The organism is Psychrobacter sp. AOP7-A1-24 (assembly GCF_052376235.1).
Lineage (GTDB): Bacteria > Pseudomonadota > Gammaproteobacteria > Pseudomonadales > Moraxellaceae > Psychrobacter.
The window spans coordinates 21,737-47,531 of the sequence record NZ_JBQSVM010000015.1; the positions used below are offsets into that span (position 1 = coordinate 21,737).

General features: G+C 43.4%; 20 protein-coding genes. 8 read left to right on the forward strand and 12 right to left on the reverse strand.

Going from position 1 to position 25,795, the window contains the following annotated elements; translation table 11 throughout:
- Window positions 1-83: 83 nt before the first annotated feature.
- From ACT3QQ_RS07020 to ACT3QQ_RS07035, 4 genes are all read right to left on the reverse strand, one after another.
- The gene (locus tag ACT3QQ_RS07020) at window positions 84-1,427 is read right to left on the reverse strand and encodes an ABC1 kinase family protein (RefSeq protein WP_444527434.1); all 1,344 of its coding nucleotides are present in this window, start codon (window positions 1,425-1,427) and stop codon (window positions 84-86) included.
- A 76-nt stretch (window positions 1,428-1,503) separates the two neighbouring features.
- A complete protein-coding gene (locus tag ACT3QQ_RS07025) occupies window positions 1,504-2,295 on the reverse strand; it encodes a HesA/MoeB/ThiF family protein (RefSeq protein WP_444527466.1) in 792 nt (263 codons plus the stop codon).
- A gap of 46 nt (window positions 2,296-2,341) precedes the next feature.
- Window positions 2,342-3,214 (reverse strand): peptide chain release factor N(5)-glutamine methyltransferase, encoded by an 873-nt coding sequence (gene prmC, locus ACT3QQ_RS07030; RefSeq protein WP_444527435.1) that lies wholly within the window; start codon window positions 3,212-3,214, stop codon window positions 2,342-2,344.
- A 51-nt stretch (window positions 3,215-3,265) separates the two neighbouring features.
- Window positions 3,266-5,182 carry an AmpG family muropeptide MFS transporter gene (locus ACT3QQ_RS07035; protein WP_444527436.1) on the reverse strand — a complete coding sequence of 639 codons (1,917 nt, stop codon included), beginning with the start codon at window positions 5,180-5,182 and terminating at the stop codon, window positions 3,266-3,268.
- A gap of 774 nt (window positions 5,183-5,956) precedes the next feature.
- Here ACT3QQ_RS07035 and katG point away from each other — a divergent pair.
- From katG to ACT3QQ_RS07060, 5 genes are all read left to right on the forward strand, one after another.
- The gene (gene katG, locus ACT3QQ_RS07040) at window positions 5,957-8,140 is read left to right on the forward strand and encodes a catalase/peroxidase HPI (protein ID WP_444527467.1); all 2,184 of its coding nucleotides are present in this window, start codon (window positions 5,957-5,959) and stop codon (window positions 8,138-8,140) included.
- A 351-nt stretch (window positions 8,141-8,491) separates the two neighbouring features.
- Entirely contained in the window at window positions 8,492-9,421 is a 930-nt protein-coding gene (locus ACT3QQ_RS07045) for a LysR substrate-binding domain-containing protein (RefSeq protein WP_057759664.1), read from the forward strand.
- 206 nt (window positions 9,422-9,627) lie between these two features.
- Window positions 9,628-12,171: a membrane-bound PQQ-dependent dehydrogenase, glucose/quinate/shikimate family gene (locus ACT3QQ_RS07050; protein ID WP_444527437.1), complete on the forward strand. Its 2,544-nt coding sequence runs from the start codon at window positions 9,628-9,630 to the stop codon at window positions 12,169-12,171.
- A 319-nt stretch (window positions 12,172-12,490) separates the two neighbouring features.
- Window positions 12,491-13,492, forward strand: a complete 1,002-nt coding sequence (locus tag ACT3QQ_RS07055) for an LLM class flavin-dependent oxidoreductase (RefSeq protein WP_444527438.1) — start codon at window positions 12,491-12,493, stop codon at window positions 13,490-13,492.
- A 48-nt stretch (window positions 13,493-13,540) separates the two neighbouring features.
- A complete protein-coding gene (locus tag ACT3QQ_RS07060; RefSeq protein ID WP_444527439.1) occupies window positions 13,541-13,693 on the forward strand; it encodes a hypothetical protein in 153 nt (50 codons plus the stop codon).
- 94 nt (window positions 13,694-13,787) lie between these two features.
- Here the strand turns inward: ACT3QQ_RS07060 and ACT3QQ_RS07065 are convergent, their stop codons facing one another.
- The 6 genes from ACT3QQ_RS07065 to ispF form a co-directional block, all read right to left on the reverse strand.
- Window positions 13,788-14,837 (reverse strand): ornithine cyclodeaminase family protein, encoded by a 1,050-nt coding sequence (locus ACT3QQ_RS07065; RefSeq protein WP_444527440.1) that lies wholly within the window; start codon window positions 14,835-14,837, stop codon window positions 13,788-13,790.
- A 67-nt stretch (window positions 14,838-14,904) separates the two neighbouring features.
- Window positions 14,905-15,864 (reverse strand): AEC family transporter, encoded by a 960-nt coding sequence (locus ACT3QQ_RS07070; RefSeq protein ID WP_444527441.1) that lies wholly within the window; start codon window positions 15,862-15,864, stop codon window positions 14,905-14,907.
- A 238-nt stretch (window positions 15,865-16,102) separates the two neighbouring features.
- The gene (mnmG, locus tag ACT3QQ_RS07075) at window positions 16,103-17,998 is read right to left on the reverse strand and encodes a tRNA uridine-5-carboxymethylaminomethyl(34) synthesis enzyme MnmG (RefSeq protein WP_444527442.1); all 1,896 of its coding nucleotides are present in this window, start codon (window positions 17,996-17,998) and stop codon (window positions 16,103-16,105) included.
- A 285-nt stretch (window positions 17,999-18,283) separates the two neighbouring features.
- Window positions 18,284-18,844: a hypothetical protein gene (locus tag ACT3QQ_RS07080; RefSeq protein WP_444527443.1), complete on the reverse strand. Its 561-nt coding sequence runs from the start codon at window positions 18,842-18,844 to the stop codon at window positions 18,284-18,286.
- Window positions 18,845-19,095: 251 nt separating this feature from the next.
- On the reverse strand, window positions 19,096-19,446 hold the full coding sequence (gene grxD, locus ACT3QQ_RS07085; RefSeq protein WP_193012410.1) for a Grx4 family monothiol glutaredoxin: 351 nt from the start codon (window positions 19,444-19,446) through the stop codon (window positions 19,096-19,098).
- A 116-nt stretch (window positions 19,447-19,562) separates the two neighbouring features.
- On the reverse strand, window positions 19,563-20,066 hold the full coding sequence (ispF, locus tag ACT3QQ_RS07090; RefSeq protein ID WP_444527444.1) for a 2-C-methyl-D-erythritol 2,4-cyclodiphosphate synthase: 504 nt from the start codon (window positions 20,064-20,066) through the stop codon (window positions 19,563-19,565).
- Window positions 20,067-20,326: 260 nt separating this feature from the next.
- On the opposite strand from ispF, the gene mnmA reads away from it, so the two are divergent.
- A complete protein-coding gene (gene mnmA / locus ACT3QQ_RS07095) occupies window positions 20,327-21,553 on the forward strand; it encodes a tRNA 2-thiouridine(34) synthase MnmA (protein WP_444527445.1) in 1,227 nt (408 codons plus the stop codon).
- 213 nt (window positions 21,554-21,766) lie between these two features.
- Complete coding sequence (gene purB, locus ACT3QQ_RS07100; protein ID WP_444527446.1) at window positions 21,767-23,158, forward strand: adenylosuccinate lyase; 1,392 nt, start codon at window positions 21,767-21,769, stop codon at window positions 23,156-23,158.
- A 198-nt stretch (window positions 23,159-23,356) separates the two neighbouring features.
- Here purB and ACT3QQ_RS07105 read toward each other — a convergent pair whose 3' ends face one another.
- Window positions 23,357-23,542 (reverse strand): NF038104 family lipoprotein, encoded by a 186-nt coding sequence (locus tag ACT3QQ_RS07105; protein WP_444519706.1) that lies wholly within the window; start codon window positions 23,540-23,542, stop codon window positions 23,357-23,359.
- Window positions 23,543-23,732: 190 nt separating this feature from the next.
- Here ACT3QQ_RS07105 and ACT3QQ_RS07110 point away from each other — a divergent pair, with 190 nt between their 5' ends.
- On the forward strand, window positions 23,733-24,905 hold the full coding sequence (locus ACT3QQ_RS07110; RefSeq protein ID WP_444527447.1) for a JmjC domain-containing protein: 1,173 nt from the start codon (window positions 23,733-23,735) through the stop codon (window positions 24,903-24,905).
- 191 nt (window positions 24,906-25,096) lie between these two features.
- Here ACT3QQ_RS07110 and ACT3QQ_RS07115 read toward each other — a convergent pair whose 3' ends face one another.
- Complete coding sequence (locus tag ACT3QQ_RS07115; protein WP_444519704.1) at window positions 25,097-25,789, reverse strand: 1-pyrroline-5-carboxylate dehydrogenase; 693 nt, start codon at window positions 25,787-25,789, stop codon at window positions 25,097-25,099.
- Between the last annotated feature and the right edge of the window lie 6 nt (window positions 25,790-25,795).

The window sequence follows — 25,795 nt, forward strand, 5'->3', positions numbered from 1 at the left end:
TAATAAAAAAACGTAGAAGTAAAACAGTTATTAAGTATATTAGGCCAGCATAAAATATTCGAGAAACTAGAATATTATAGAGACTATGATACGTTTAACGTTGGCGGCTCTATCGTATCTTGTCCTAGCATTTGTACACGCTGATCGCTAAACATGTCCATATCTGGAGCTAGCGTACGCATAAACCGATCAAAATACAACATCTGTTTGGTTAACAAAGCAAAGTCGCGTGGGAAATGGATACCATGACGTTTACCAACTTCGACAATCTCAAGCATCATTTGATTAAGCTCATCGGCTTGCTCTTTGCTATTGAAAGGCACACCGCTCGTGAAACTTTTATCTTCTGCCATAATGGTTATCATCATACGCTGAAGGTCATTTCCTAATGCAGCCACATCGACCTTATTGCCACCATGCGTCATTTCCATATCAATCATATGACGAGCCATGGCTTGATAGTCACTGTCTTGCATGGCTTGCATCATACCCATGCAAGCCCGCCAGCTCTCAGCTTTTAGTTTACCGACGATACCAAAATCTAAAAATCCAATACGGCCATCAGTCAATAGCATCAAATTGCCCGCGTGCAAGTCAGCATGAAAGCTATTGCATAGCATGAGACTGGCAAACCATGTGTTGAGAGTATCAGCCATTACTTGAGCCGGATCAGCGCAATACTGACGCATGAGCGATTCATCAACCATGGACACGCCATATAGACGGCTCATCGTCAGAACACGTTTAGTCGTCAAGTCTTCATATACCGTTGGTGCAACCACGCGAGTATTGCCTGATACCGCTAAGAACTGCTGAAAATCGCGAATATTCTGTGCTTCGGCGATAAAGTCGGTCTCGGCGAGCATACGCAGACGAATCTCATCAATAATCGGCGCAATGCTAGCAAATTTCATCGATGGCATCACTATTTCAAGTAGCTTAGTCACGCCGTGTAATACACCCAAATCGGTCTGCATGATGGTCTCGACGCCAGGCTTTTGTACTTTTAGCACCACTTCATCACCATTATGCAAACGTGCTGCATGCACTTGTGCGATAGAAGCTGATGCCAACGGCTCTAAGTCAATATGCGCAAACGTATCATCAAGCGTCATGCCGTTGGTCGCCAGCTCTTCTCTTAACACCTGCTCAATATAAGCGTAAGACAAAGGCGTGGTTTGATCCAAGCAGCTTTGGAATGCTTTGACGTAATCACGTGGAAACAGTGACGGTGTACTGGCAATAAACTGACCGATTTTGATATAGGTCGTACCTAACTGCTCAAAGGTTTCTTTGAGTAGCATCGCGTCAGGTTTCTCACCTTTTGCCACTCTTAGCGCAGACAGACCTGCCACACTCGCTGTTTGGCGAACACGATTGACAACATTAAAAGTATGCTTTAATAAATGCGGACGATGAATTTTCATAAAAAACAACTATGGTAATAAGAGGAGAGTTTGAAAATAGAGAATACAGTGCAAAAATGAGTCAAAAGCCTGCTATTCAGTCAGTAATGCTACAGACTGGACACTGTGGGTCTTTTCGATAGCCCATTAGCCGCTGCTGCATCTGACTACCATCCCATATAAGCAGTTTGTTTGTCAGTAGATTTTTGGTTAATCCCAAGTACTGCAACGCAGCATTGGCTTGTAGATTACCCATGACGGCAGTGGTACTTGCCAGCACTCCTGAATTGGCACACGTACGTTCATCATCGACTTCATCAGGTACTACTGAGCCAAATACGCAATGATAGCACCCAGTGTCGAGCTGAGGTTCAAACAATGCTAACTGTCCTTGCATCGCGATTGCCGAAGCAGATAATAGAGGAATCTGGTGGCGCACACTGATACGATTAATAATGTCACGAGTAGCAAAATTATCCGTACAGTCTAAAAGCAAGTCAGGCTTGCCTGCTACCATATCAAACAATTCATAAGCATTATCTTCATCTAACCGTGCCACTGTGCCGCGAGCCTCTATCAAAGGATTGATTCGTTCTAACATGTGAGCTGCGGTCAGTGCTTTAGGCTGACCGATATCTTCTGGCAAAAACAGCGTCTGCCGTTGTAAGTTACTTGCTTCAATTTTATCATCATCGATTAGATGGACATGGCCCACTCCAGCACGTACCAATGTCTCAGAAGCAGGACAACCAAGGCCACCTGCGCCTATTATAACCACACGTGCTGACTTGAGTCGCAGCTGAGCGTCCATGTCCCAACCGTCTAGTAATACTTGCCGCGCATAACGGAGCAGCTCATCATCCGATAGCTGTACCATCTCTTTTGCCATATTCATTTGCAACCTGTAATCAAAGAAATCTACTAACAAAAACTATCTATGGATTTTGCCCAAGCGTGATGCGATCATTACCACCGTAATCTTTTACGGTATGCACTGAGTCGAAACCACTATCTAAAAACAGCTGCTGAACAGCGTCACCTTGATCATAGCCATGTTCAATGGCTAACAACCCACCTGTACATAAATATGACGTTGCTTGCTGGATAATGTGTTCGATATCAGCCAAACCTTGATTGGGCGCACTTAGGGCGCTGATTGGTTCAGCTTTTAGACCTACTAGATGCTCGTCTGTCTCGTCAATATAAGGAGGGTTAGAAACAATCACGTCAAAACGCTGCTCATCGCTAGCAGGTAGCGCTTGATACCAACTACTTTGAACAAACTCCACATTGGCAATGTTATTGCGAACAGCATTGTATTGAGCAACTTTAAGTGCCTCTGACGATAAATCGACCGCCACGACTTGCCAGTTAGCATGTCTTAATTCATGGGCAAGACTGATAGCGATACAACCTGACCCTGTACCCAAGTCGAGTAATCGTTTACTGCTAAAATATGTTGACCGGTCATTTATCCAATTTAACACCTGTTCAACCAGTACCTCTGTATCAGGCCTAGGAATCAAAGTATGCTCATTCACACTAAAGGTCAATGACCAAAACTCCTGCTGTCCAGTCAGATACGCAAGCGGTATACCTTGCTGCATTTTCGCCACACCAGCATTGAACCGCGCAACTTCACTATCAGTTAACTTGTAATCTTCCTCAATCATCAACGCTACCGCAGGCTTTTCAATGACATGTAGCAACCAATCAGTTAGCCAAAATGACGGTAACTGATTATCTGCATCATCATTCGTCAGTTGTTGAATTTGCTGCTTGATTTGACGAATAGTCGATATGGTCATAGATAGCTCATAAAAAATGGTGAATGAATAAAAGTTAAAATGCGACCAAACCTACTCTGACGCGCGTGGTGGTTCTTTGGTATCGGTCATGTTTGGATTGGTTTTGCTCAGCTTGTCGCCTAACCCATTGCCGCCGCTTCCATCATCGTTATCATCGCCATAGATATTATCGTTATCGCCAATGACAATATGTCTATCAACGAAGTAAATCAGCGCCAAAATCGGAATGCCGATAGCGAAGGTAAAAATAAAGAAAAACGGGTAACCCATATTATCGACGACGGCGCCAGAATAGCCGCCCATAACTTTAGGTATCAGGGTCATCAATGAAGAAAAAATCGCATACTGTACCGCGGTAAAGCGAATCGATGTCAGTGCTGATAAGAAAGCGATAAATACAGCACTTGCAAGACCCGCAGCCAAGTTATCAAATATCACTGCCATATACATGACTGGCAGGCTACCTGGATTATATGTCAATACTACAAATAGTAAGTTGGTCGCACACGCCAAAATCGCGCCAATCATCATGGCATGCATGATACGGAAGCGCTGAGCCAAAATCCCGCCCAAGAAGCCACCTCCAATTGCCATAATCACACCAACAAGTTTTACGGCATTGGCGATATCTGTTTTGCTAAAGCCCATATCTTGATAAAAAACATTGGAGATTACGCCTGCAACGATATCTGAGATACGATATAGACCGATCAATGCTAATAACAGTAGCGCCTTTTTGCCATAACGTCGGAAAAAATCTAAAACAGGCTCGATCCACGTTGCCATGGCCACTTCTTTTTTCACCAGCCCTACTTGTACCAGTGCATAACCTGCTACCATCGCCGCCCCTAGGCTTACTAATAAGTGCAAGGTTTCTACAAAGAAGCTAGAAAAAGCACCTTCAAATTCGGGTAGAACTTGCCCCATCAATATATAAGCGGCGATAAAAGCTATCACTGAAAATACAAACAACGCTACCAGTCTGACGTAGTCTTCACGAGTTTCAGCGACCAACGGGGCTTTGTTGATAATTTTTGGCTGGTTAATAATGAAGTACAGCAATAATAATGGCGCGCATGCGACTAATGCTAAAAAGTAAAACTTAATCGCTGGCATTGCCATTAGTGGTATCAAGGCTACTGCACTATCAAATACGGTATTGATCAAAATATTAATTAGATAAACAAAACCAAACAGTAGGCCTGGGATAAGCAATAACGCCGAATAAATCAGGAATACTTTTAAATTACCTTTCTGTTTTTTACTTTGCAAAGTCTCAGCGGTCGGCTCATAGCTGGCAAAGGTCGTTAATACCCCTAACGTCATGACCCCCGCCATGATGTAATAAGTATTGCGCCACGCTTCATAACTATAAAACGTCTCATTTGAGCCAAAAAAGTCAGCCAAATATAAGGCGCCTGCCCCTGCGACAATCATACCGATACGGTAACCTGACACATAAATAGAAGACAAAATAGACTGCATAGATGGCGGCGCAAGCTCAATACGGTACGCATCAATCACGATATCTTGCGTCGCAGAAGAGAACCCAAGCAACACGGCCGCACCTGCCATATAAACCAAGACGTCTTCGCTGACAGGATTCACCCTTGCCATCAAAAAGATAGCCAGCACAATAAGCAGCTGTGATACAACCATCCAACTACGACGGCGCCCTAGCCACTTGGTCAAAAACGGTACAGGCAGCGCATCAATCAACGGTGCCCAGATAAACTTGAACGAATACCCCAACGCCGCCCAACTGAACATAGTGACGACACTACGATCAATACCTGCTTCTCTAAGCCATAGCGACAGACTTGAGAAAATCAGCAAAATAGGTATACCCGCTGAAAACCCCAAAAACAGCATAATAATGACACGAGGATCGAGATAGGCTTTTGTAGCCTCGCCCCATGACTTTTTGGCAACTGGTTGATTGGGCGGTACGGATTTGACAGCAGACATAATAACTCACCAACAATTCAGACAAAGAACACAACCGCGCACAATTTTTATCAATCTTTAGAATCAGTTATCGACAAAAGGATCGATAAAAATTGCTCTACGTTGCACTAATATTGTCATTACAACAAAATCCAGTTATGGTACTTGAGAACCTTTATCTTGACTAGATGTTTTTGCGTTAACTTAGCGATTTCAGCTCCTTGGCAGTCGCTTATATTTCTTGATAATGACGCAAAAGGACATCGTGTTTTACCAGAGTTATCTTAGCTCTCTTTTTTATTGCTACCTCTATTTTAAAAGATATCTGGCAATAGCATCGTTTATAGGTAATATAAAGGTAATAGTAAAATTGATGATTAGTTGGCTGTAATTCATTGGTTTAATCCTAACTAACAATGACGAGTACAGGTGTCGATAAAGATTTAATTAAACAAAATATCAAGCTTCTTATGATTGGTAATTTAAAACTTATAATTCTTATATATTAGTTTTATAAATCTACTCAGCTTGGTTATTCTTTATACATAAACAATGACTACCAAAATTAACAGCTTGTTATTTCTATTATCATAGCCTAGGAGTTACACCATGTCCGACTCAACCAATAGTACCATTGACAAAAACACCACCCCAGATACTGCCCGCTGTCCTGTAGATCACGAAAACAGCAATAGTGCTGCTCCTACCAATACAACCTATGATCAAGGTGATGATAAAGGACCGACTATCCATAGTGAAAACGTCGATCATACGCATGCATCGCAGCGTCCTAGTATGGGTGGCTGTCCTGTTATGCATCAGGCACATACTACCACTGCTTCTGCTGCGACAGATTGGTGGCCAAATGCGCTAAACTTAGACATATTGCATCAGCAAGATAAAAAGACTGATCCAATGGGTGAAGATTTTGACTACGCTGAAGCTTTCAAGCAATTGGATCTAGAAGCGGTCAAAACTGACCTAAAAAACCTAATGACTGAATCACAAGAATGGTGGCCAGCGGATTGGGGGCACTATGGTGGATTGATGATTCGTATGGCATGGCATTCAGCGGGTACGTATCGCGGGGCTGATGGTCGCGGCGGCTCTAATACTGGTAACCAACGCTTTGCACCATTGAACAGCTGGCCTGATAACGTCAACCTTGATAAGGCCCGTCGCCTATTATGGCCTGTTAAGAAAAAATACGGCAACAAGTTGTCGTGGGCAGATTTGATGATTTTAGCTGGTAACATGGCTTACGAATCTATGGGCTTCAAAACCCTAGGATTTGCTGGTGGCCGTGCTGATATCTGGCATCCAGAAAAAGATATTTATTGGGGTTCTGAGCGTGAGTGGCTTGCCGCTACCAAAAACCGTTACGAAAGTGATGAAGAGCGCGAATCATTAGAAAACCCTTTGGCTGCTGTGCAAATGGGCTTAATCTATGTCAATCCTGAAGGTGTTGATGGCAATCCTGATCCGTTGAAGACCGCTCAAGATATGCGTACTACCTTTGCTCGTATGTCAATGAACGATGAAGAGACTGTCGCGCTAACAGCTGGTGGGCACACCGTCGGTAAATGTCATGGCAATGGTGATGCGACAGTATTAGAAGACGAGCCAGAAGCTGCTGATGTCAAAGAGCAAGGTCTAGGTTGGCGCAATCCTAAAGGTCTTGGTAATGCAGGTGATACCGTTTCAAGTGGTATCGAAGGCGCATGGACCACCAACCCGACCCAGTGGGATCATGGATATTTTGAGCTACTATTGAACCATGAATGGGTACTAACCAAAAGTCCAGCGGGCGCATGGCAATGGGAGCCAACTGATATTAAAGAAGAAGATCGTCCGTTAGATGCTCATGATTCAAGTGTCCGTCGTAACCCAATCATGACTGACGCAGATATGGCATTGAGCAAAGATCCTATCTATCGTGAGATTTCAGAGAAATTCCATAACAACCCAGCGTACTTTGATGAAATATTTGCCAAAGCGTGGTTCAAACTGACTCACCGCGATTTGGGACCAAAATCTCGTTACTTAGGTGCCGATGTACCAAGCGAAGATTTTGTATGGCAAGACCCTATTCCTACAGGCAATGCGGACTTGATTGATGATGATATTGCCACGCTAAAATCACAAATATTAGACAGTGACATCGAACCTCGCGAGTTTATCATCACCGCATGGGACAGCGCTCGTACATTTCGCGCTTCGGACTATCGCGGCGGTGCCAATGGGGCACGCATCCGTTTAGCTCCACAAAAAGATTGGGCAGGCAATGAGCCAGAACAATTACAGCGCGTGCTTGAGACATTAACCAGCATTCAGTCTGGCTTTGATAAAGACTTGAGCTTAGCAGACCTGATTGTATTGGCTGGTAACGCAGCTATCGAACAGGCAGCAAACGGTGCAGGCGTAGATATTACGGTACCGTTTAATCCAGGTCGCGGTGATGCTGACGCTGAAATGACTGACGCTGAATCTTTCGCTGATTTAGAGCCGCTACATGATGGCTATCGTAATTGGATTCAGGGCGACTATGCGGTATCACCAGAAGAGATGCTACTTGATCGCACGCAGTTGATGGGATTGACAGCACCTGAGATGGTCGTATTACTTGGTGGTATGCGAGTGCTTGATACTAACCATGGTCAGAGTCAACATGGTGTCTTTACTGAACGTGCTGGCGTGCTTACCAATGACTTCTTTGTCAATTTAACAGACATGAATTACACTTGGCATCCTATAAAAGCAGCTGACAATACTGCTAACAGCTACGAAGTACGTGAGCGTGGTACAGGAAATGTCAAATGGCAAGCAAGCCGTGTAGACTTGGTATTTGGCTCTAACTCTATATTGCGTGCTTATGCTGAACTATACGCGCAGGACGACAACTTGGAAAAATTTGTTCGTGACTTCGTCCACGCTTGGACCAAGGTTATGAATGCCGATCGCTTTGATATCGCCAAATAGATTGAGTTTTGCGCTAGCCAGTATCAACTGATTATCAGTAATCAATAACTTTATGAATAACGAGCAGCTACCTTTTGAAAGGTGGCTGTTTTTTTATGTTCGATAAACAATAATCGCTCTTTATAAATTGTTGGGTCCAATGGTTTCACTAACAGAGCAGTATTTACTGAACAGATAATTTTTTAGTATTGCAAGATATAAACTCTATATTCATAATTATCATAAATTCATAGCTATTTATTATATACAAGAATAATAGCTTTGTTTTACACTACTTTATTACTGTATGTTCAGACATTTTTACTTTCATATACAGACGAGGTTTGTATATTTATACAATAGGATTAAGTTATGGCAATCGACGTAGTGGTCAACCAACGACATTTGCAGATTCAGCTCAAACAGCTAGAAACAGTGTGGCATACGGTGATTAATGGTTATAACTTAAGTCAAGCGGCGACCGTGCTACATACCAGTCAGTCAAGCCTATCAAAACATATTGCCGCGCTAGAAAATCAGTTAAAGACGGAAGTGTTTGTGCGACAAGGCAAACGCTTGACGGGACTGACTACGATGGGCACAGCGCTTATGCCTCATATCGAGTCTATATTTGCTGAAATCCGCACCATTGAGAACCTTAGTCTAGACTTCAATAATCCAAACATTGGTACATTGACGATTGCCACCACTCACACACAAGCACGCTATGTACTGCCACAAGTGGTTAAAGAATTCAAAGATCGCTTCCCTAAAGTAAACTTGATTTTGCAACAGGCAGACCCTGAGACCATCGCTCAGATGGTCATACGTGGTCAAGCGGATATCGGTATCGCAACTGAGTCCTTACTGCATAATAACTATCTTAGATGCTACCGTTACTATGACTGGACGCATCGCGTTATCGTACCGAGCGATCATGAGCTTGCTAGCCAAGAGTCTATTGACCTGCCCACGCTTGCCAGCTATCCAATTGTGACCTATCACGGCGGCTTTACAGGACGCGGCGCGATTGACAAGACATTTGATGAAGCAGGACTAGAGCCAGATATCGTACTAGCGGCGCTCGATGCCGATGTGATCAGTACTTATGTCGGTTTAGGCTTAGGTATCGGTATTATTGCAGAAATGGCGTTTGAGCCAAGCCATTATCAAAACTTGACTGCTATACCTGTAGATCACTTTGGCCGATTCACCAGTTGGATGGCAGTACGTGATGATGCAGAAATACGTCAATATGGGCGTGCTTTCATGGAGCTGTGCCAAAAGCAATTTGCAAATTAATGAGCATTTGTTAAATAAAGTATCTCAGACTTACTCACCCTTACTAGACTAAGTTGTGAATGATAAAATAAATTTTAGAATGTTATTCAATGTTTCTTTTATATGTTATTCATACTTGTATTGGTTTTTAGTAGAATCAAGTTGGCTATTAATTAAAAATATCAATACATATCAACTTGCTCTTTTGTAAACAGGTGATACCGCTCATGGAAAAATTCGTAGCGATCATTATGGCAATTTTTGCCGCCCCTCTACTCATTGGTGGCGCCTATTTATTGTCCTTAGGCGGTAGTCCTTACTACCTCATTGCTGGCGTTATTATACTAACGACAGCTTTTTTATTGTTCAAAAAACACTGGAGTGCTTATGGGTTATACGCGCTATTTATAGTGGCAACTATGGCGTGGGCACTTTGGGAGTCTGGCTTTTATTGGTGGGCGCTAGCACCTCGAGTTGGCTTCCCGCTCATCTTCGGTTTGCTCATGCTATTGCCGTGGGTATCTAACAAAATGCGTGGGCCTAAATATCAAGCTCCTGCAAACGCTACCACTAGTACACCAACCACAGGCTCTACCAAAAAAAATCCTCTGTACTATTGGGGGCTGCTCGTAAGCGTGGCCGTAGGTGCATTACTCTCTTTTGGTAGTCTAGCCAATAATGCCACTGACAAACTTGGTGAGCTGGACTTGACTGCTGCAAACGATGATGAGCAAGACGTCAGTTCAGATGAAGCATCAACTAACCTTGGCGACCCATTATCAAACGGTCAACAGACACCAGATGGTGAATGGAGCGCATATGGTCGCACTGATTATGGCCAGCGCTACTCGCCTCTAGATAAAATCAATACTGATAACGTGAAGGATCTAGAGCTTGCATGGCAAATTCAAACAGGCGATGTCAAAGGGCCTAACGATGTTGGCGAGACCACTTATCAGGCAACGCCATTAAAAATTGGCAATGGCTTATATCTATGTACCCCTCATAACTGGGTAATGGCACTAGATGCCGACTCTGGTGAGACACTGTGGAAGTTCGATCCTCAAGTAGGGGAAAACTTACAACGCCAACATCAAACGTGTCGCGGCGTGTCTTATTATGCTGGTCAAGCGACTAATCCTGACACTATCCCTACAGCTACCAATAACTCAGCAGAGAATAGCAATAGTACAGTCAGCCCCGTGCAAGTACAAAAAATTGCTGGCAATACCTTCGAAAACGCATCTAAACAATGCGACGCCAAGATATTTATTCCATCCTCGGATGCGAAGTTATATGCACTCGACCCAAATACTGGGCAACGCTGCCAAGACTTTGGTGATGATGGTGCGTTAGATTTGATGCATAACATGCCTTTCAATCAAGCAGGATACTACTATTCGACGTCGCCACCAGTAATTGCTGGTGATGTGATCATTGTGGCTGGTGCAGTCAATGACAATTATGATGTCAACTCGCCTTCTGGTGTGATACGTGCATATGACGTCAATACGGGTGAGCTTATGTGGAATTGGGATTCAGGCGATCCTGACAATACCGCGCCTTTCGATGTCAATGACCCGACCCAGACTTACAAGACCAGCTCACCGAACTCATGGTCAGTTGCTAGTGCGGATGAAGAGCTTGGATTGGCATACTTCCCTATGGGCAATCGCACACCCGATCAGCTAGGTAGCTACCGTAATGCTGCTGAAGAAAAGTATGCAACGTCTGTTGTCGCGTTGGATATCGAAACTGGTGAAGCGCGCTGGGTTCAGCAATTTATTCATCATGACCTTTGGGATATGGACACGCCTGCTCAGCCAACTTTACTAGACTTAGAGACCGCTGATGGTGTGCAGCCTGCGCTAGTTGTGCCAACCAAACAAGGCGATGTATATGTCTTGAACCGTGCAACAGGTGAGCCTATTGTCCCGATTAATGAGCGTCCTGCTCCGCAAGGCTATCTTGTAGCAGGAGAACACGCAGCGCCGACTCAACCTTACTCTGGTTTGAGCTTCGAGCCTGAGCCACTGACTGAAAAAGACATGTGGGGCGCCAGTCTCGTTGATCAAATGATGTGCCGTATTGAGTTCAATCAACTTAATTACGATGGTCGCTATACACCGCCATCAACCAATGGTAGCTTGGTCTACCCTGGCAATTTCGGTACCTTCAATTGGGGCGGAATCGCTGTCGATCCTGAAAACGGCGTGATGTTCGGTATGCCGACATACTTGGCATTCAAATCAAAACTTATTCCTAGAGACACGTTGGGCGATGCAGAGACCAACAAAGGGGAGCAAGGCGTCAATGCCAATGCAGGTGCGGATTACGCAGTGGAATTGGGACCCTTCTTATCTCCGCTAGGCGTACCTTGTCAGCAGCCACCATGGGGCACCATTGCTGGTGCTGATCTCGCTACAGGTGATATCGCTTATCAACGCAAAAACGGTACAGTACAAGACTTATCTCCTGTTCCGATAAAACTAGAATTGGGTGTACCTGGTATTGGTGGACCTATCATCACCAAAGGTGGCGTCGCTTTCTTGTCAGCAGCAACGGAAAACAACTTCCGAGCTTACGACTTGAAAAATGGTGACGTACTATGGAATGTCCGTATTCCAGCAGGTGGTCAAGCCACGCCAATGACTTACTTGAACTCTAAAGGTGAGCAAATGATCGTGTTGGTCGCAGGTGGTCATGGTTCAGTTGGGACAACCATCGGTGATTATGTCTTAGCTTATAAGCTTAGTGACCAAGATAAATAGGGTTGTGTTTAGTTTTTAGGACAATGGTAATTTGATTTATCATTTCATTATAATTGACCAATTAGAAAAGCAGGTAACTTAAGTTGCCTGCTTTTTTTAATGCAACAACACAATGTTAGGACGCGCTCTTACGATACTGTTTATAGCTTATTCCAATAAAAGACAACCTTTATCAATACATACTAATATTGTTAAGTGCGCTTAAAAACAGAGTTAGCTGACTTTGTTAAGATTCACTAACAATGACTAGCGACACTTGAAACTACCACTGACTATAAGCATATCAGTAGAAAATAATTTACACGCTACTGGAACATTTATGAGTAAAAAAATTCCTTTATCTTTTCTAGATCTCGCACCCGTCCCTCAAGGTAAGACCATCGCCGAAGGCATTGCCCAAACTGTCAAAACCGCACAGCAGGCCGAAAAATCAGGCTTAAACCGCTACTGGATGGCAGAACATCACAATATGCCAGGCATCGCCAGTGCAGCCACGTCAGTACTACTATCGCATATCGGTAGTCAAACCAATCGCATCCGTATCGGTGCTGGCGGCGTGATGCTACCAAATCATGCCCCTCTAGTTATTGCCGAGCAGTTTGGTACTTTGCAAGCGTTGTACGGTGATCGTGTAGATTTAGGTCTGGGCCGTGCACCTGGTACTGATGGTGCGACATTCCAAGCGTTACGTCGACAAATGAAAGATGCCGAGCGTTTTCCACAAGATGTCCAAGAGCTGATGTATTTTTTAGGTAATGATACAGATGGCAGCCCTGTACAGGCATTCCCTGGGGCAAAATCAGGTATTCCTATTTGGATATTGGGCTCTTCTCTATTTGGGGCGACCTTGGCCGCACATTTGGGACTACCTTATGTGTTTGCCTCACATTTTGCCCCGCAAATGCTTGGGCAAGCCATTGAGGCTTACCGTGAACAGTTCAAACCGTCTGTCTATCTAGATAAACCTTATGTAATGCTGGCTGCAAACTTGTTACTGGCTGATGATGATGCGACAGCTCAATATCATTTTACCTCAGCGCAGCAGAGCTTCGTACGTCTGCGCCGTGGTGAAACTGGTCAAATGCCTAAGCCTACTCACGATATGAACAGTATCTGGAGTCAAGCAGAAAAAATGATGGTAGACAACGCATTGTCAGTATCATTCATTGGTTCTGTTGAAACGGTCAAACCAAAACTCGCTGCATTTTTGGCAACGTATGAGCCAGATGAGCTGATTGTGACGGCTAATATCTATGACCAGGCTGCTCGTATTCGTTCACTTGAACTTACACCGGAGCTAAACTTATTTACTTTACAATGATAACGGACATTTGCATAATTATTGATACACCCTAATAAGAAGAAAACTATGGAAACTTCTACGTTTATTGGTTCGTCAATATTTTTGTACATTGTTGCATTTATCGTTGTAATGGTTATTGGTGGCTATCTAACCTATCGTACCAGTCCAAAGCGCAAGCAGCGCCGTGAAGACAAACGTAATAAAGACAATTCAAACTGATATAAAAATTCCCCTTCTGATATCCAAAAAGGGGAATTTTTAATTTTAACCAACTATAACGACATCATTTATTACTTTTCAACGACAAGCGACTCTACCAATCAACTAAAGAACCAAGATTCTGTTCTTGGGCTTGTTTTGCTACATGCAATGAAACTACCGCATCAAAACTAGCCGCACCGACCGATTTAAATAGTGTAATAGCTTTATCGTCCTTAGTCTTTCCCTCTTCGTTAGTACTGCCCTCTTCTAATGACGCTGTGACTAATGCCTGCAAGTCACCACTCAAGTCATTCCATACCCACGTACAATCCTCGCTCTCATGCGCCTGAATCAAGTCACCTGCTTCGTGATGACTGCCGACCAAGTCGTCAACAATAACCATTTTACTGTTGGCAATAACATCATTGCTTATCTCTTTCATCGAAGGCTGATAAGCGCCGACTGCATTGATATGTACCTCAGATTTTATTTGATCAACATTAAATAAACCGTCAGTTGCACGTGTGGCTACGTTAATAATATCCGCATTACAGATGGCATCGTCTAATACTTCACAGACCTTAATATCCACGTTCCATTGAGCATAATCACGGGTAAAACGTGTTTTAAATTGTTGTGCGCCTTCAGTATGTCTATTCCATAAATATACCGTCTTGATCTCTGGACGTACCGTTAGTACCGCATGTAACTGCTCATAAGCCATGCCGCCACAACCGACCACTGCCACACTCTGACAATCGGGCTTTGCCATATACTTGGTCGCAATACCTGAAAGCGCGGCAGTACGTACCTGCGTAATATAAATACCATCCATCATCGCTAGTATGGCGCCGTTATCATTATTTGACACCGTAATGATAGCCGTGGTCGTTGGCAGATCGCGGCTAGGATTATCAGGACAAATAGTTACTAGCTTTACGACTGTGTATTCGTTCTTGCCATCATACATCGTGGCTGGCATAGATAGATGCGAGCCTGAACGATGACTATCAGAATCAGTAAAGGTGTTTATTACTAAACGTTCAGGTGATTTAGTCCAGCTAGGATGTGCTGCTTGCTGATGCAACAACGCCTCTATCACATCAATGGCGGCTTGCATATTGAGATGCTCTGTCACGACTGCTTTATTTAACAATTGCACGATTAGCGCTCCTATTTAAGGGTTTGTTATTCAAATCGTATTTCGTTCTAAAGAACCACGAGAGTGATTACATCATACCTAGTCCGCGTAAGGTTGCCGCACCAATTGCCATGCCAAACATACCAACAACTGTGGTAAACGCTAAAATATTAGCAGCGAGTATGTCATTACCACCCATCGCTTTTGCCATGACATAACTGGCTGCGGCGGTTGGTGATGCTACCATCAGAAACAGTACACCCATATGCACACTAGATAGACCAAATGCTAAGCCAATGACGATAGCCACAATCGGCGCAACAATAATACGCCCTATACTGGCCTGCATAGATAGCCCTGACGGATGTAGCATTGACTTCATATCAATGCTAGCGCCTGCACAAATAAGTGCTAATGGCAAAGCGACTGCTGCCAACAAATCGCCAGTCGTGTGAATGACACCAGTGATGGGCGGCAATGGCAGCGCTTTATAGACAAATGCCCCAACCAATGCCAAAATCAGTGGATTGGTTGATAGTTTTTTCACGATCATAGTGCCACGACTAATCCATGTATCATCCACACTTTTGGATACACGGCTTAGGGTAATGACCGCTAAGACATTAAACAGTATCGTTACCACACCCATATAAACAGCACCGATACTTAGGCCTTGTGTGCCGTAAGCATTAGCTACCGTTGCAAGGCCAATGATAGCCATGTTGCTACGGAACACGCCCTGTACAAAAACACCTTGGTCCTCAGGACGCTTAACAAAGCGTTTGGCATAAAATTCTGCGCCAATAAATAATATGAACGTCACCAAGATACCGACAAGAATAAGCGTGATTTGCTTAGCATAATCGACGTCACTATCAACCACGCTAAAAAACAATAAACAGGGCAAACAATAGTTAAAGACAAAACTTGATGCCTGATCGATAAAAGTTTTACTTGCTTCACCGCGTCGTTGCATAAAAAAACCCAACCACATTAAGGCAAGGTTGGGTAGGACAATGGTAATAGCAAAAACAATAGCATCAATCATAAGTAGACTCAATTCGGTGATAAGCCCATTAATAAATAGGCATCATCGAGACAAAATAACAGGTAGTAAGAAAAATTTCTGACTTAGTATAGAGATAAAGTAGCAAGTAGGACAAGGTTACATGCTACTTTCTTTTAAAATAGACTATATTCTGACAAACAAAAGCCCGTAATAATATTTCATTACGGGCTTTCTATACTATAAATACTTTATGATAAAAAGCTTTGCTACGCTGTTATTATGAGTCTAATGCAGCTTTTGCTTTTTTGTGCTTTTTAACCGTCATTGCCAACAGCTGTATAGCTGCCGGGGTGACACCACTGACACGTCCCGCTTGAGCTAGCGTCGCAGGACGAACTTTCGTAAGTTTCTGTACAATCTCATTTGATAAACCTGACACGACGCTATAATCAAAATCTAGCGGCAACGCTGTATTTTCTAGACGTTTCATTTGATCGATATCTTCTTGCTGACGATCAATGTAGCCTGCATATTTAACAGAAATCTCTATCTGTTCTCCTACTTGCGCATCAACGGTTGAGTCAGTGATAGCAGCAATATCAGCAAAATGTATTTGCGGACGTTTGAGCAAATCAAAAGCAGTCGACTCTTTAGACAGCACCTCTCCTGTTTGCTCAGTCACTTGTTTACCTAAAGCATTAGCAGGCGTGGCCCACATGTCTTTTAAGCGTGATGTTTCTGTGGCGATAGACTCCATCTTTTCTTGATAAGCTTGCCAGCGTACATCGTCCACTAGACCCAGCTTACGGCCAGTCTCTGTCAAACGTTGATCTGCATTGTCTTCACGTAAGAGCAAGCGATATTCTGCGCGGCTCGTAAACATACGATACGGCTCAGTGGTGCCATGGGTAATCAAATCATCAACCAACACACCAAGATACGCTTCATCACGGCGCGGTGTCCAGGTATCAAACTCACTATTATTGGTCGTTTCGAGTGCAGCATTGGTACCTGCGAGCAAGCCTTGCACCCCTGCTTCTTCATAGCCTGTCGTACCATTAATCTGACCAGCAAAATACAGGCCATCAATAGACTTCGTTTCAAGCGTTGGCTTTAAGTTTTGCGGATCAAAATAATCATACTCAATCGCATAACCTGGACGAGTAATATGTGCATTCTCTAAGCCTTTCATACTATGAATAAACTCTAACTGCACATCAAATGGCAAACTGGTTGAAATGCCATTTGGGTATAGCTCATGCGTGGTCAAACCTTCTGGCTCGATGAAAATTTGATGGCTGTCTTTATCCGCAAAACGATGGATTTTGTCTTCAATCGACGGACAATAACGCGGACCTACACCTTCGATTTTGCCAGAAAACATCGGTGAACGATCAAGATTTTCACGAATAATGTCATGGGTGCGCGCATTGGTATGCGTAATATAGCAGTTGACCTGTTCAGGATGCATAGAGACGTCACCCATATAGCTCATCACTGGCAATGGTGTATCACCCGGCTGCACCGTCATCACACTAAAGTCAACACTACGCGCATCGATACGTGCTGGTGTACCTGTTTTTAAGCGCCCTACTGGTAGTTTCAGCTCACGCAGACGGTCAGCAAGCTTAATCGAAGGCTGATCCCCTGCACGGCCACCTTTAGAGTTTTCCAGTCCGATATGAATGACACCGCCTAAGAAAGTTCCTGATGTCAGAACTACTGTCTGCGTCTTGAAAATAATACCTGTAGAGGTAACAACTGCTGTGGCACGACCGTTCTCTACCAAAATATCGTCCGCACCTTGTTGAAACAAATCAAGGTTTGGCTGGTTTTCTAAGGTATGACGAATAGCAGCTTTATAAAGAATACGATCCGCTTGAGCACGTGTGGCTCGTACTGCTGCGCCTTTACGGCTATTTAGTACACGGAACTGGATACCCGCTTTATCTGTCGCCAATGCCATTGCACCGCCTAGCGCATCAATCTCACGTACCAAATGCGATTTACCGATACCACCAATCGCAGGATTACAGCTCATCTGCCCGAGTGTTTCGATGTTATGCGTCAACAATAAGGTCTGTGCGCCCATACGTGCAGCCGCTAGAGCAGCTTCTGTACCAGCGTGACCACCGCCGATCACTATCACGTCATAATGTTTTGGGTATTGCATGTGTGCCTCACTTGACTCATAACGTTGCTGATTGTCATATCCTATCGTTAGATAAAATAATAGATAGTCAGCGAATAAACGTCAGTCGTATTTATAAAAGAGATAACGACTCAGTTAAGTCGTTCATAATTGGTTAGATAACCTGTCATTATAACAATTTTTTGACGCTTAAAAAACGTTGGAACAAAAACTATTATAATTAAGTGAAAAGATATCTACCTTAGCAATTATAGATCTAATCAACCCCTAACCACTTTAGTTAATGCCTCTCTAGTTGTTATCCTATTATTCGCTATTTTGATTATCATTTTGGTCGTTGTTACCAGGGCTAAGCGGTACGACCTGATCTGATTGACCACTAGACAGCATGTGATGGCTACCATACCCTTCTGGATTAATCTGTAGATAGGCGTTCATTTGACCAATCGCCTCACCATCGTCACTCGCCAAGATCTGATTTTTGATGAGATCGACTGGCGGTAATGGTAAGTTTTTAAGCAATGCCAAACGCTGATGGTTATCACCTTTGTTGACCACCAATTCGATAAGCTGACGGGCATCGATGGGCAAATCTGGTGTGTTTTGTGCTAATAATGCCAAATGATAAGCACCTGCAGAATCTTGGTCTACCACGATGCGCTGCTCAATGGCCACATATGTCGCTTCAGTTGCACCGCCTGCCACACTAAGCTGATGGATACATTTAAGTGCTGAATATGATTCATTATTAGCAATCTCAATAATGCGAGTAGACTCATTTTTTAAACGCTCACGGCGTTTTTCAATCGCCGCTTGCTCGGTAGCTTCTTTTTGCTCGCTTGACTGGTCTGTGGTTTGGTTACTCATAAAGCTCTCTTACTCATCTGATAATTATTATTTATATAGCTGATATCTTGGACATTATATGGGGGTGTATCCTATAAAAACAATGAAGTCTAAAGACACTGAAATATAGAGTTAATAAGGACACCAGTAAACACAATATCAGCGGCAATAAAAAACCCAAATAGCCATCAAATGACTATCTGGGTTTGCTGTGCTTGTGTCTTGCAAAGGCTAGTTGGACATCAAAGACATCCAATTCACACTTTCAAGTATTAAGCAGCAGGGCTGTTTGCTTCAACCAACGGCTTTAGCTCGCCTGATTGATACATTTGCAAGATGATGTCTGATCCACCCATCAACTCGCCATCAATCCATAATTGTGGGAACGTTGGCCAGTTCGCAACCTTTGGCAACGTTGCACGGATTTCTGGGTTTTCTAAAATGTTTACAAACGCAAATGGACGACCAATCTGAGTCAACACTTCGATAGAGCGTGCTGAAAAGCCGCACTGTGGAAATTGCGGTGTGCCTTTCATGTAAATAATAACTTTATTGTCACGGATTTGATCACGGATCAATTGTTCAACGTCGTTTGCAGCAGTGTTTGGGGTTTGCTCACTCATAAAAGCTCCTATTGATAAAGTGGTTCATTAAAATGATTATTTATATAAAATAATTGTATAAAGACGTGGCTGATACATGGGGCGACTGCCACTGTATTACAAGCACAAATTTCGATCTATATCGGTTCAACAGCATTAGGAACTAATAATACCACGGCGTTGGCCATGATGCCCTCTTGTCGACCCGTAAATCCCAATTTTTCAGTTGTGGTCGCTTTCACACTGATATTGCTACTATCTGTTTGTAAGTCGCTTGCGATATTGGTACACATTGCTAGATTATGCGGCGCTAACTTTGGACGCTCACACATCACCGTGATATCAGCATTACCTAGGCTATAACCAGCCTCTTGCACTTTGCTATAGACATAACGCAGTAGCACTCGTGAATCCAAACCAGCATGTGCCGCATCGGTATCAGGAAAATGCTGCCCGATATCACCAAGCGCCAATGCGCCAAGTAGCGCGTCTGCGAGCGCATGCAACACCACATCCCCGTCAGAGTGTGCGAGCAAACTGTGAGTATGCTCAATGGTCACACCTGCTAGCACCACGTATTGCTGCTGCTGACCATTGTTATGAAAAGCGTGAACGTCGATACCTTGACCGATTTTTATCATTATTATTCCAAGATGAGTTAGAGATGATTAAAATAATTCAAAACCATTATCTGAATTTTCAAAGTGGTTTTCCTAGTAGCCAGACACCATCGGTCGCCACCCGTTTCAATTAACTGGTATAATATGACGTTTATTTTATCATAATACCAGATCCAAAAGACAAGCTGACGTTATGGTGCTGATACTGCGCATTGTAGTAATCACTCAATTCGTAACGTCGAGCTGTAATTTGGACAACGTATAAATAGTTGAGCCGTTTTATGTCAGCCATACAAAATACCTCAAGCACAACCGTTTCTGAGTCTTTTAATACTCATCGCCCTTTAACACTTGCTGATGTCGAAAACCCTAGTACCAAGCATGTGATCGTCGGTATGTCAGGCGGGGTCGACTCTTCTGTATCCGCCGTTCTACTTCAACAAGCCGGCTTCAAGGTCGAAGGCTTATTTATGAAGAACTGGGAAGAAGATGACGGCACCGAATACTGTACGGCGATGGATGACCTAGCAGACGCGCAAGCCGTATGTGACAAAATCGGCATGAAGCTGCACACGGCCAACTTTGCTATGGAGTATTGGGATCGTGTATTCGAGCATTTTTTAGCAGAATATAAAGCAGGACGTACCCCAAACCCTGATATTTTGTGCAACAAGGAAATCAAGTTTAAGGCGTTTTTAGACTATGCATTGACTCTTGGTGCTGATTATATCGCTACTGGTCACTATACGCGCCGCAGTGTGAACTACAAGAATGACGACGATACTGAGGTTGCCCAGCTACTACGCGGTCTTGATAATAATAAAGACCAAAGTTACTTCTTGCATGCGGTTGGCGGCGATAAAATCGCTAAAACGCTATTCCCAGTTGGTGAGCTTGAAAAGCCAGTAGTACGTCAGATTGCTGAAGAGCATGACCTAGCGACAGCTAAAAAGAAAGACTCTACGGGAATTTGTTTTATTGGTGAGCGCCGCTTTAAAGACTTCTTGCAGCAATACCTGCCTGCCCAAAAAGGCGAGATACTTACTGATGATAATACAATCATCGGTACTCATGACGGCCTTATGTATTACACATTGGGTCAACGCGGCGGCATCGGCATTGGCGGTGTTAAAGACCGTCCTGAAGAACCATGGTTTGTATTGGCAAAAGACTTAGAGAAAAATCGTTTAATTGTGGGTCAAGGTCATGAAAATCCAATGCTAATGAGCAACGAGCTAAAAGCCTATAAGCTCGATTGGACGAATGGTCACGCCCCTGCAGATGTGTTTAGCGACGAAGGTCTAGCCTGTGTGGCAAAATCTCGCTATCGTCAGCCAGATCAAGCATGTCGTGTATTTGCGACCAATGCTGATGGCAGTGAAGTGCGCGTGGTATTTGATGAGCCACAGCGCGCTGTCACCCCAGGTCAATCAGCGGTATTTTATATCGATGAAGTATGTCTAGGCGGCGGCGTGATTGAATCTATCGATGCACCTTGCGGATTTTAATTACTGCATAAGACTACAACCTAAAGCATAGAGGTTAATGTAGTGAGTAATATAATTTTAACGAGCTTTAACATCGCTTTATTTGCATAGACCACTTTTTTAATATCATATTTCTGCTATATTACGCGCAACGATTTTGACGTCGTTTATTATATGGTAATTTTTTATCTCGACTCTTGCAGTTTTTTATTTCATAACTACTGAGGCATAACCATGACCCCACTTACCGCTCTCTCTCCAATTGATGGCCGTTACGCATCAAAGGCTGACAGCTTACGTCCTTATTTATCTGAATTTGGTCTAATCAAAGCCCGCGTCACGGTAGAGATTCGCTGGTTGCAGTCTTTGGCTGACAACAGCGCAATTGGTGAATTAGCAGCATTTGATGACCAGACCAACGCTTTTTTGAATGCAATCGTTGATAACTTTAGCGAAGCAGATGCTCAAGCTATCAAAGACATCGAAGCGACGACCAATCATGATGTAAAAGCGGTTGAGTACTTTATCAAAGACAAATTCCGTGGTCAGGATGCCTTGATTGACTCACTTGAATTCATTCACTTTGCCTGTACCAGTGAAGACATCAATAACCTATCATATGCATTGATGCTAAAAGACAGCCGTGAGCTCGTCGTTGCCAAAATGCAGCAAGTGACTGACAGCATCGCTGAGTTGGCTATTGCTCATGCTGACCAACCAATGCTATCGCGCACGCATGGTCAGACAGCCAGTCCAACGACGCTTGGTAAAGAGATGGCAAACGTGGCCTATCGCCTAGCTCGTCAAATCAAGCAAATCGATCAAGTAGAGCTGTTAGGTAAAATTAACGGCGCCGTTGGTAACTACAATGCCCATTTTTCAGCGTACCCTGATGTTGACTGGCAGACTCACGCTGAATCATTCATCAATCAGCGTTTAGAGCTAACGTTTAACCCTTATACGACTCAGATTGAGCCGCACGATTATATCGCTGAGTTGTTTGATGCTGTTAAACGCTTCAATACCATCTTGATCGATTTCAACCGTGATATTTGGCAATATATTAGCTTAGGTTATTTCAAACAGCGTCTAAAAGACGGTGAAGTTGGCTCTTCTACCATGCCGCATAAAGTTAACCCCATTGATTTTGAAAACTCTGAAGGTAACTTAGGCGTTGCCAATGCGACGCTGGCACATTTGGGTGAGAAGCTACCAATTTCACGTATGCAGCGTGATTTATCAGACTCAACCGTATTACGTAATATCGGTGTTGGCCTAGCACAGAGCATGATTGCTTTTGATGCTTGTCTAAAAGGTGTTGGTAAACTTGAATTGAATGCACAACGTTTGAACGATGATTTGAATCAAGCGCAAGAAGTATTGGCAGAACCGATTCAAACCGTTATGCGTCGCTACCGTGTTGAAAACCCGTACGAAAAACTAAAAGCATTAACTCGTGGTAATGCCATGACTCGTGAAGCCATGCTAACATTTGTCGAAAGCGATGAGCTATCGGCGGTTAGTGATGCGGATAAAGAACGCTTACGTGCTTTGACGCCTGCTACTTATATCGGTAATGCCGCTGAGCAAGCACGCGCTATTAAAGAATGGATTGCCAAGCTTTAATAACTGATAAGAGTATACTTGTAATGAGATCAGACTAGAGAGTTAGAAGCGCATAGTATTATTTACTCGCTCCTATCTTTCTAGTACTTTTATCTTATTAAGGTGTTATCTCAATAAATAATAACCTTACTTTGAATACTATGACTGGTTTTGATTCGATTGATTTTGATTCAAAACCCATAGTTGATAAGTAAGGTTTTATTTTTTATCATCATCGTCATCACTGTCGCCTGGTATGACTGCTTTACCCACAGCAACGGTTCCTTTGACCACGCCTTTGGTAGTTTTATAAGCGATTTTAGCAGGTACTGTGACGATTTTATGCACACAGGCTTGTAGCAAAAACACGCTAGCGATGATGACAACAAAATGTAGCTTTTTCATAACTTTCCTACGATTGAATGGATGCTCTGATGACAGCTATTATCTTGATAACCGTTATTGCTTAGATGCACTGTATAAACGTCACCAAAATAATAGACATCAAATAGATGACAATCTTAAACTATTAAAACCCTCCTATAAAGCATCCCTTATTATTAATCTTGTACGCAGCTAAAATATGGATTTATCAATGACTTCTATACCTCTTTGTTTGCCCGACTCTATGACACCTGAGCAATTTTTGACTGAATACTGGCAAAAAAAACCATTGCTTATTAAGCAAGGGTTGCCGCAGCTGGTTGATATGTTTGAGCCAGATGACATGATTGGGCTTGCGCTTGAAGAAGATGCGAGTGCACGACTACTGACTCAAGCAGCCAGTAAAAAAGAAGGTCAGGCGCAATGGCAACTCAAAAAAAGCCCGCTCACTGAGGCAGACTTTGAAAACCTACCAGAGCAATGGACCGTATTGGTACAAAACCTTGAGCAATGGTCTCCAGAGCTTGGTCAGTTGTGGCAAGCGTTTGACTTTATTCCGCAATGGCAACGTGATGACATTATGGTATCTTACGCGCCAACAGGTGGTTCGGTCGGTAAGCATTATGACGATTATGATGTATTTTTGGCACAAGGATACGGCTCTAGACGTTGGCAGTTAGGAAAATTCTGTGATGAGCAGACAGAGTTTGTGGCTGATGAGCCTCTGCGCTTGTTTGACGATATGGGTGAGCTTATCTTTGATGAGATACTAGAAGCGGGTGACGTCCTTTATGTACCGCCGAAACTATCACATTTTGGTGTGGCGCAAGATGACTGTCTGACTTTTTCTTTTGGTTGCCGTCGCCCAAACCTCATGCAAATCATCGATAGTGTGGCCGATATTGCGACCAATGACAGCAAATTATTTATTCCGATGCTACTACCCCAAACGCTACAAGCATCAGGTAAATTACAAGCGGATAGTATTACGGCTATTAAAACTCAATTGTTAGAGATGCTACAATCTGATCGCGGTGACGATATGATTCGCCAAGCAGTATCAGAAGTGGTGAGTAAACGCCAATATGATGCGCTGATGCCAGAAGAGACATTAGATACTGATGAGCTCATGCAAGCGCTATCAGCAGGTGCTACATTGCAAGCCGACTATAGCAACCGCCTACTCTATAGCCAGACCGATAATAGCATCGTGCTATATGCCAATGGCCAACGTATTGATGGGCTTGATGAAGCTGCTATATCAGTATTAGTACGATTGGCAAATGGTGAAGCATTACAGCATAGTGACGTCACCGATGTCGATGTAGACGATTTGAGCGAATGGATAGAGAACGGTTGGGTATGGGTAGATATTGCTGAATAAAACTCTACAATCAAACTTCAGCTAGAGCCATAAATAAAAAAAACCGCTATCTAATAATTACTCAGATAGCGGTTTTTTCTTATACATTTCATGCATTCACTAGTTTGGTATTTATAGTATTACCAAACACCACTTAGCCTTTATAAAAGTTGATATAAAAGCCAAGCAGATTCGTAATTAATGTAACTTTTCTACTCTGTACCAAGCTCAAGCAAGCTCGCGTTACCACCGATTGCTGTGGTATTGATAGTCTTGACGCGCTCAGTGACAAAACGATGTAGATAATCAGGCGTTAGCATTTCTGACAAGCCTTCCATATCAGTGACACTAATCACTTGTGTCAAAATACCGTCAGTGTTGGCAAGCTCTTGACTGATAGCTTGTACTTCGCTGCGGCTACCAGAAGCAGCCACTTGCGCTAGACGATCGATATACAATAGCGTGACCGTTTGCGAGTCATTAGCCACACTCAATACATCTTCGCTGATACCTGTATCGTACAATATCTTGGCAGCTTCATTGCACATCTCATCTTGACTTGGGCAATGCAATATAACTTCATTGCCTGTCAACAATGCCGCGATAAGCTGACCTAGTACTGCCATGGCTCTAGCAGATTCGCCACCGATGACCATCGTCTTACCACGACCAGTGACATACAAGTCATTAGACTCGCCCGTCGCACCCGTCAAACGATGCATCTCATCCAAGCTAGGCGCAGCGCTCAACAAATGGTTGAACAAACGCTTTGCTTTGTTGGCATCACCAGTGAGTAGTGCCAGTTTTGGAATGGCTGCTTGTAGATACGTTGCGCGGTTGACTGCGCCAAGTAGTCGCCAAGATTCACAAACCTGGGCATGATTTTTTTTGAATTCAGTCGCCATGTTGCT

Excerpts from the sequence above, each read along its gene's own strand:
- ACT3QQ_RS07020 (WP_444527434.1), bottom strand. The coding sequence starts at position 1,427 with ATGAAAATTCATCGTCCGCATTTATTAAAGCATACTTTTAATGTTGTC.
- ACT3QQ_RS07025 (WP_444527466.1), bottom strand. The coding sequence starts at position 2,295 with ATGGCAAAAGAGATGGTACAGCTATCGGATGATGAGCTGCTCCGTTAT.
- prmC (WP_444527435.1), bottom strand. The coding sequence starts at position 3,214 with ATGACCATATCGACTATTCGTCAAATCAAGCAGCAAATTCAACAACTG.
- ACT3QQ_RS07035 (WP_444527436.1), bottom strand. The coding sequence starts at position 5,182 with ATGTCTGCTGTCAAATCCGTACCGCCCAATCAACCAGTTGCCAAAAAG.
- katG (WP_444527467.1), top strand. The coding sequence starts at position 5,957 with ATGGGTGGCTGTCCTGTTATGCATCAGGCACATACTACCACTGCTTCT.
- ACT3QQ_RS07045 (WP_057759664.1), top strand. The coding sequence starts at position 8,492 with ATGGCAATCGACGTAGTGGTCAACCAACGACATTTGCAGATTCAGCTC.
- ACT3QQ_RS07050 (WP_444527437.1), top strand. The coding sequence starts at position 9,628 with ATGGAAAAATTCGTAGCGATCATTATGGCAATTTTTGCCGCCCCTCTA.
- ACT3QQ_RS07055 (WP_444527438.1), top strand. The coding sequence starts at position 12,491 with ATGAGTAAAAAAATTCCTTTATCTTTTCTAGATCTCGCACCCGTCCCT.
- ACT3QQ_RS07060 (WP_444527439.1), top strand. The coding sequence starts at position 13,541 with ATGGAAACTTCTACGTTTATTGGTTCGTCAATATTTTTGTACATTGTT.
- ACT3QQ_RS07070 (WP_444527441.1), bottom strand. The coding sequence starts at position 15,864 with ATGATTGATGCTATTGTTTTTGCTATTACCATTGTCCTACCCAACCTT.
- mnmG (WP_444527442.1), bottom strand. The coding sequence starts at position 17,998 with ATGCAATACCCAAAACATTATGACGTGATAGTGATCGGCGGTGGTCAC.
- ACT3QQ_RS07080 (WP_444527443.1), bottom strand. The coding sequence starts at position 18,844 with ATGAGTAACCAAACCACAGACCAGTCAAGCGAGCAAAAAGAAGCTACC.
- grxD (WP_193012410.1), bottom strand. The coding sequence starts at position 19,446 with ATGAGTGAGCAAACCCCAAACACTGCTGCAAACGACGTTGAACAATTG.
- ispF (WP_444527444.1), bottom strand. The coding sequence starts at position 20,066 with ATGATAAAAATCGGTCAAGGTATCGACGTTCACGCTTTTCATAACAAT.
- mnmA (WP_444527445.1), top strand. The coding sequence starts at position 20,327 with ATGTCAGCCATACAAAATACCTCAAGCACAACCGTTTCTGAGTCTTTT.
- purB (WP_444527446.1), top strand. The coding sequence starts at position 21,767 with ATGACCCCACTTACCGCTCTCTCTCCAATTGATGGCCGTTACGCATCA.
- ACT3QQ_RS07105 (WP_444519706.1), bottom strand. The coding sequence starts at position 23,542 with ATGAAAAAGCTACATTTTGTTGTCATCATCGCTAGCGTGTTTTTGCTA.
- ACT3QQ_RS07110 (WP_444527447.1), top strand. The coding sequence starts at position 23,733 with ATGACTTCTATACCTCTTTGTTTGCCCGACTCTATGACACCTGAGCAA.
- ACT3QQ_RS07115 (WP_444519704.1), bottom strand. The coding sequence starts at position 25,789 with ATGGCGACTGAATTCAAAAAAAATCATGCCCAGGTTTGTGAATCTTGG.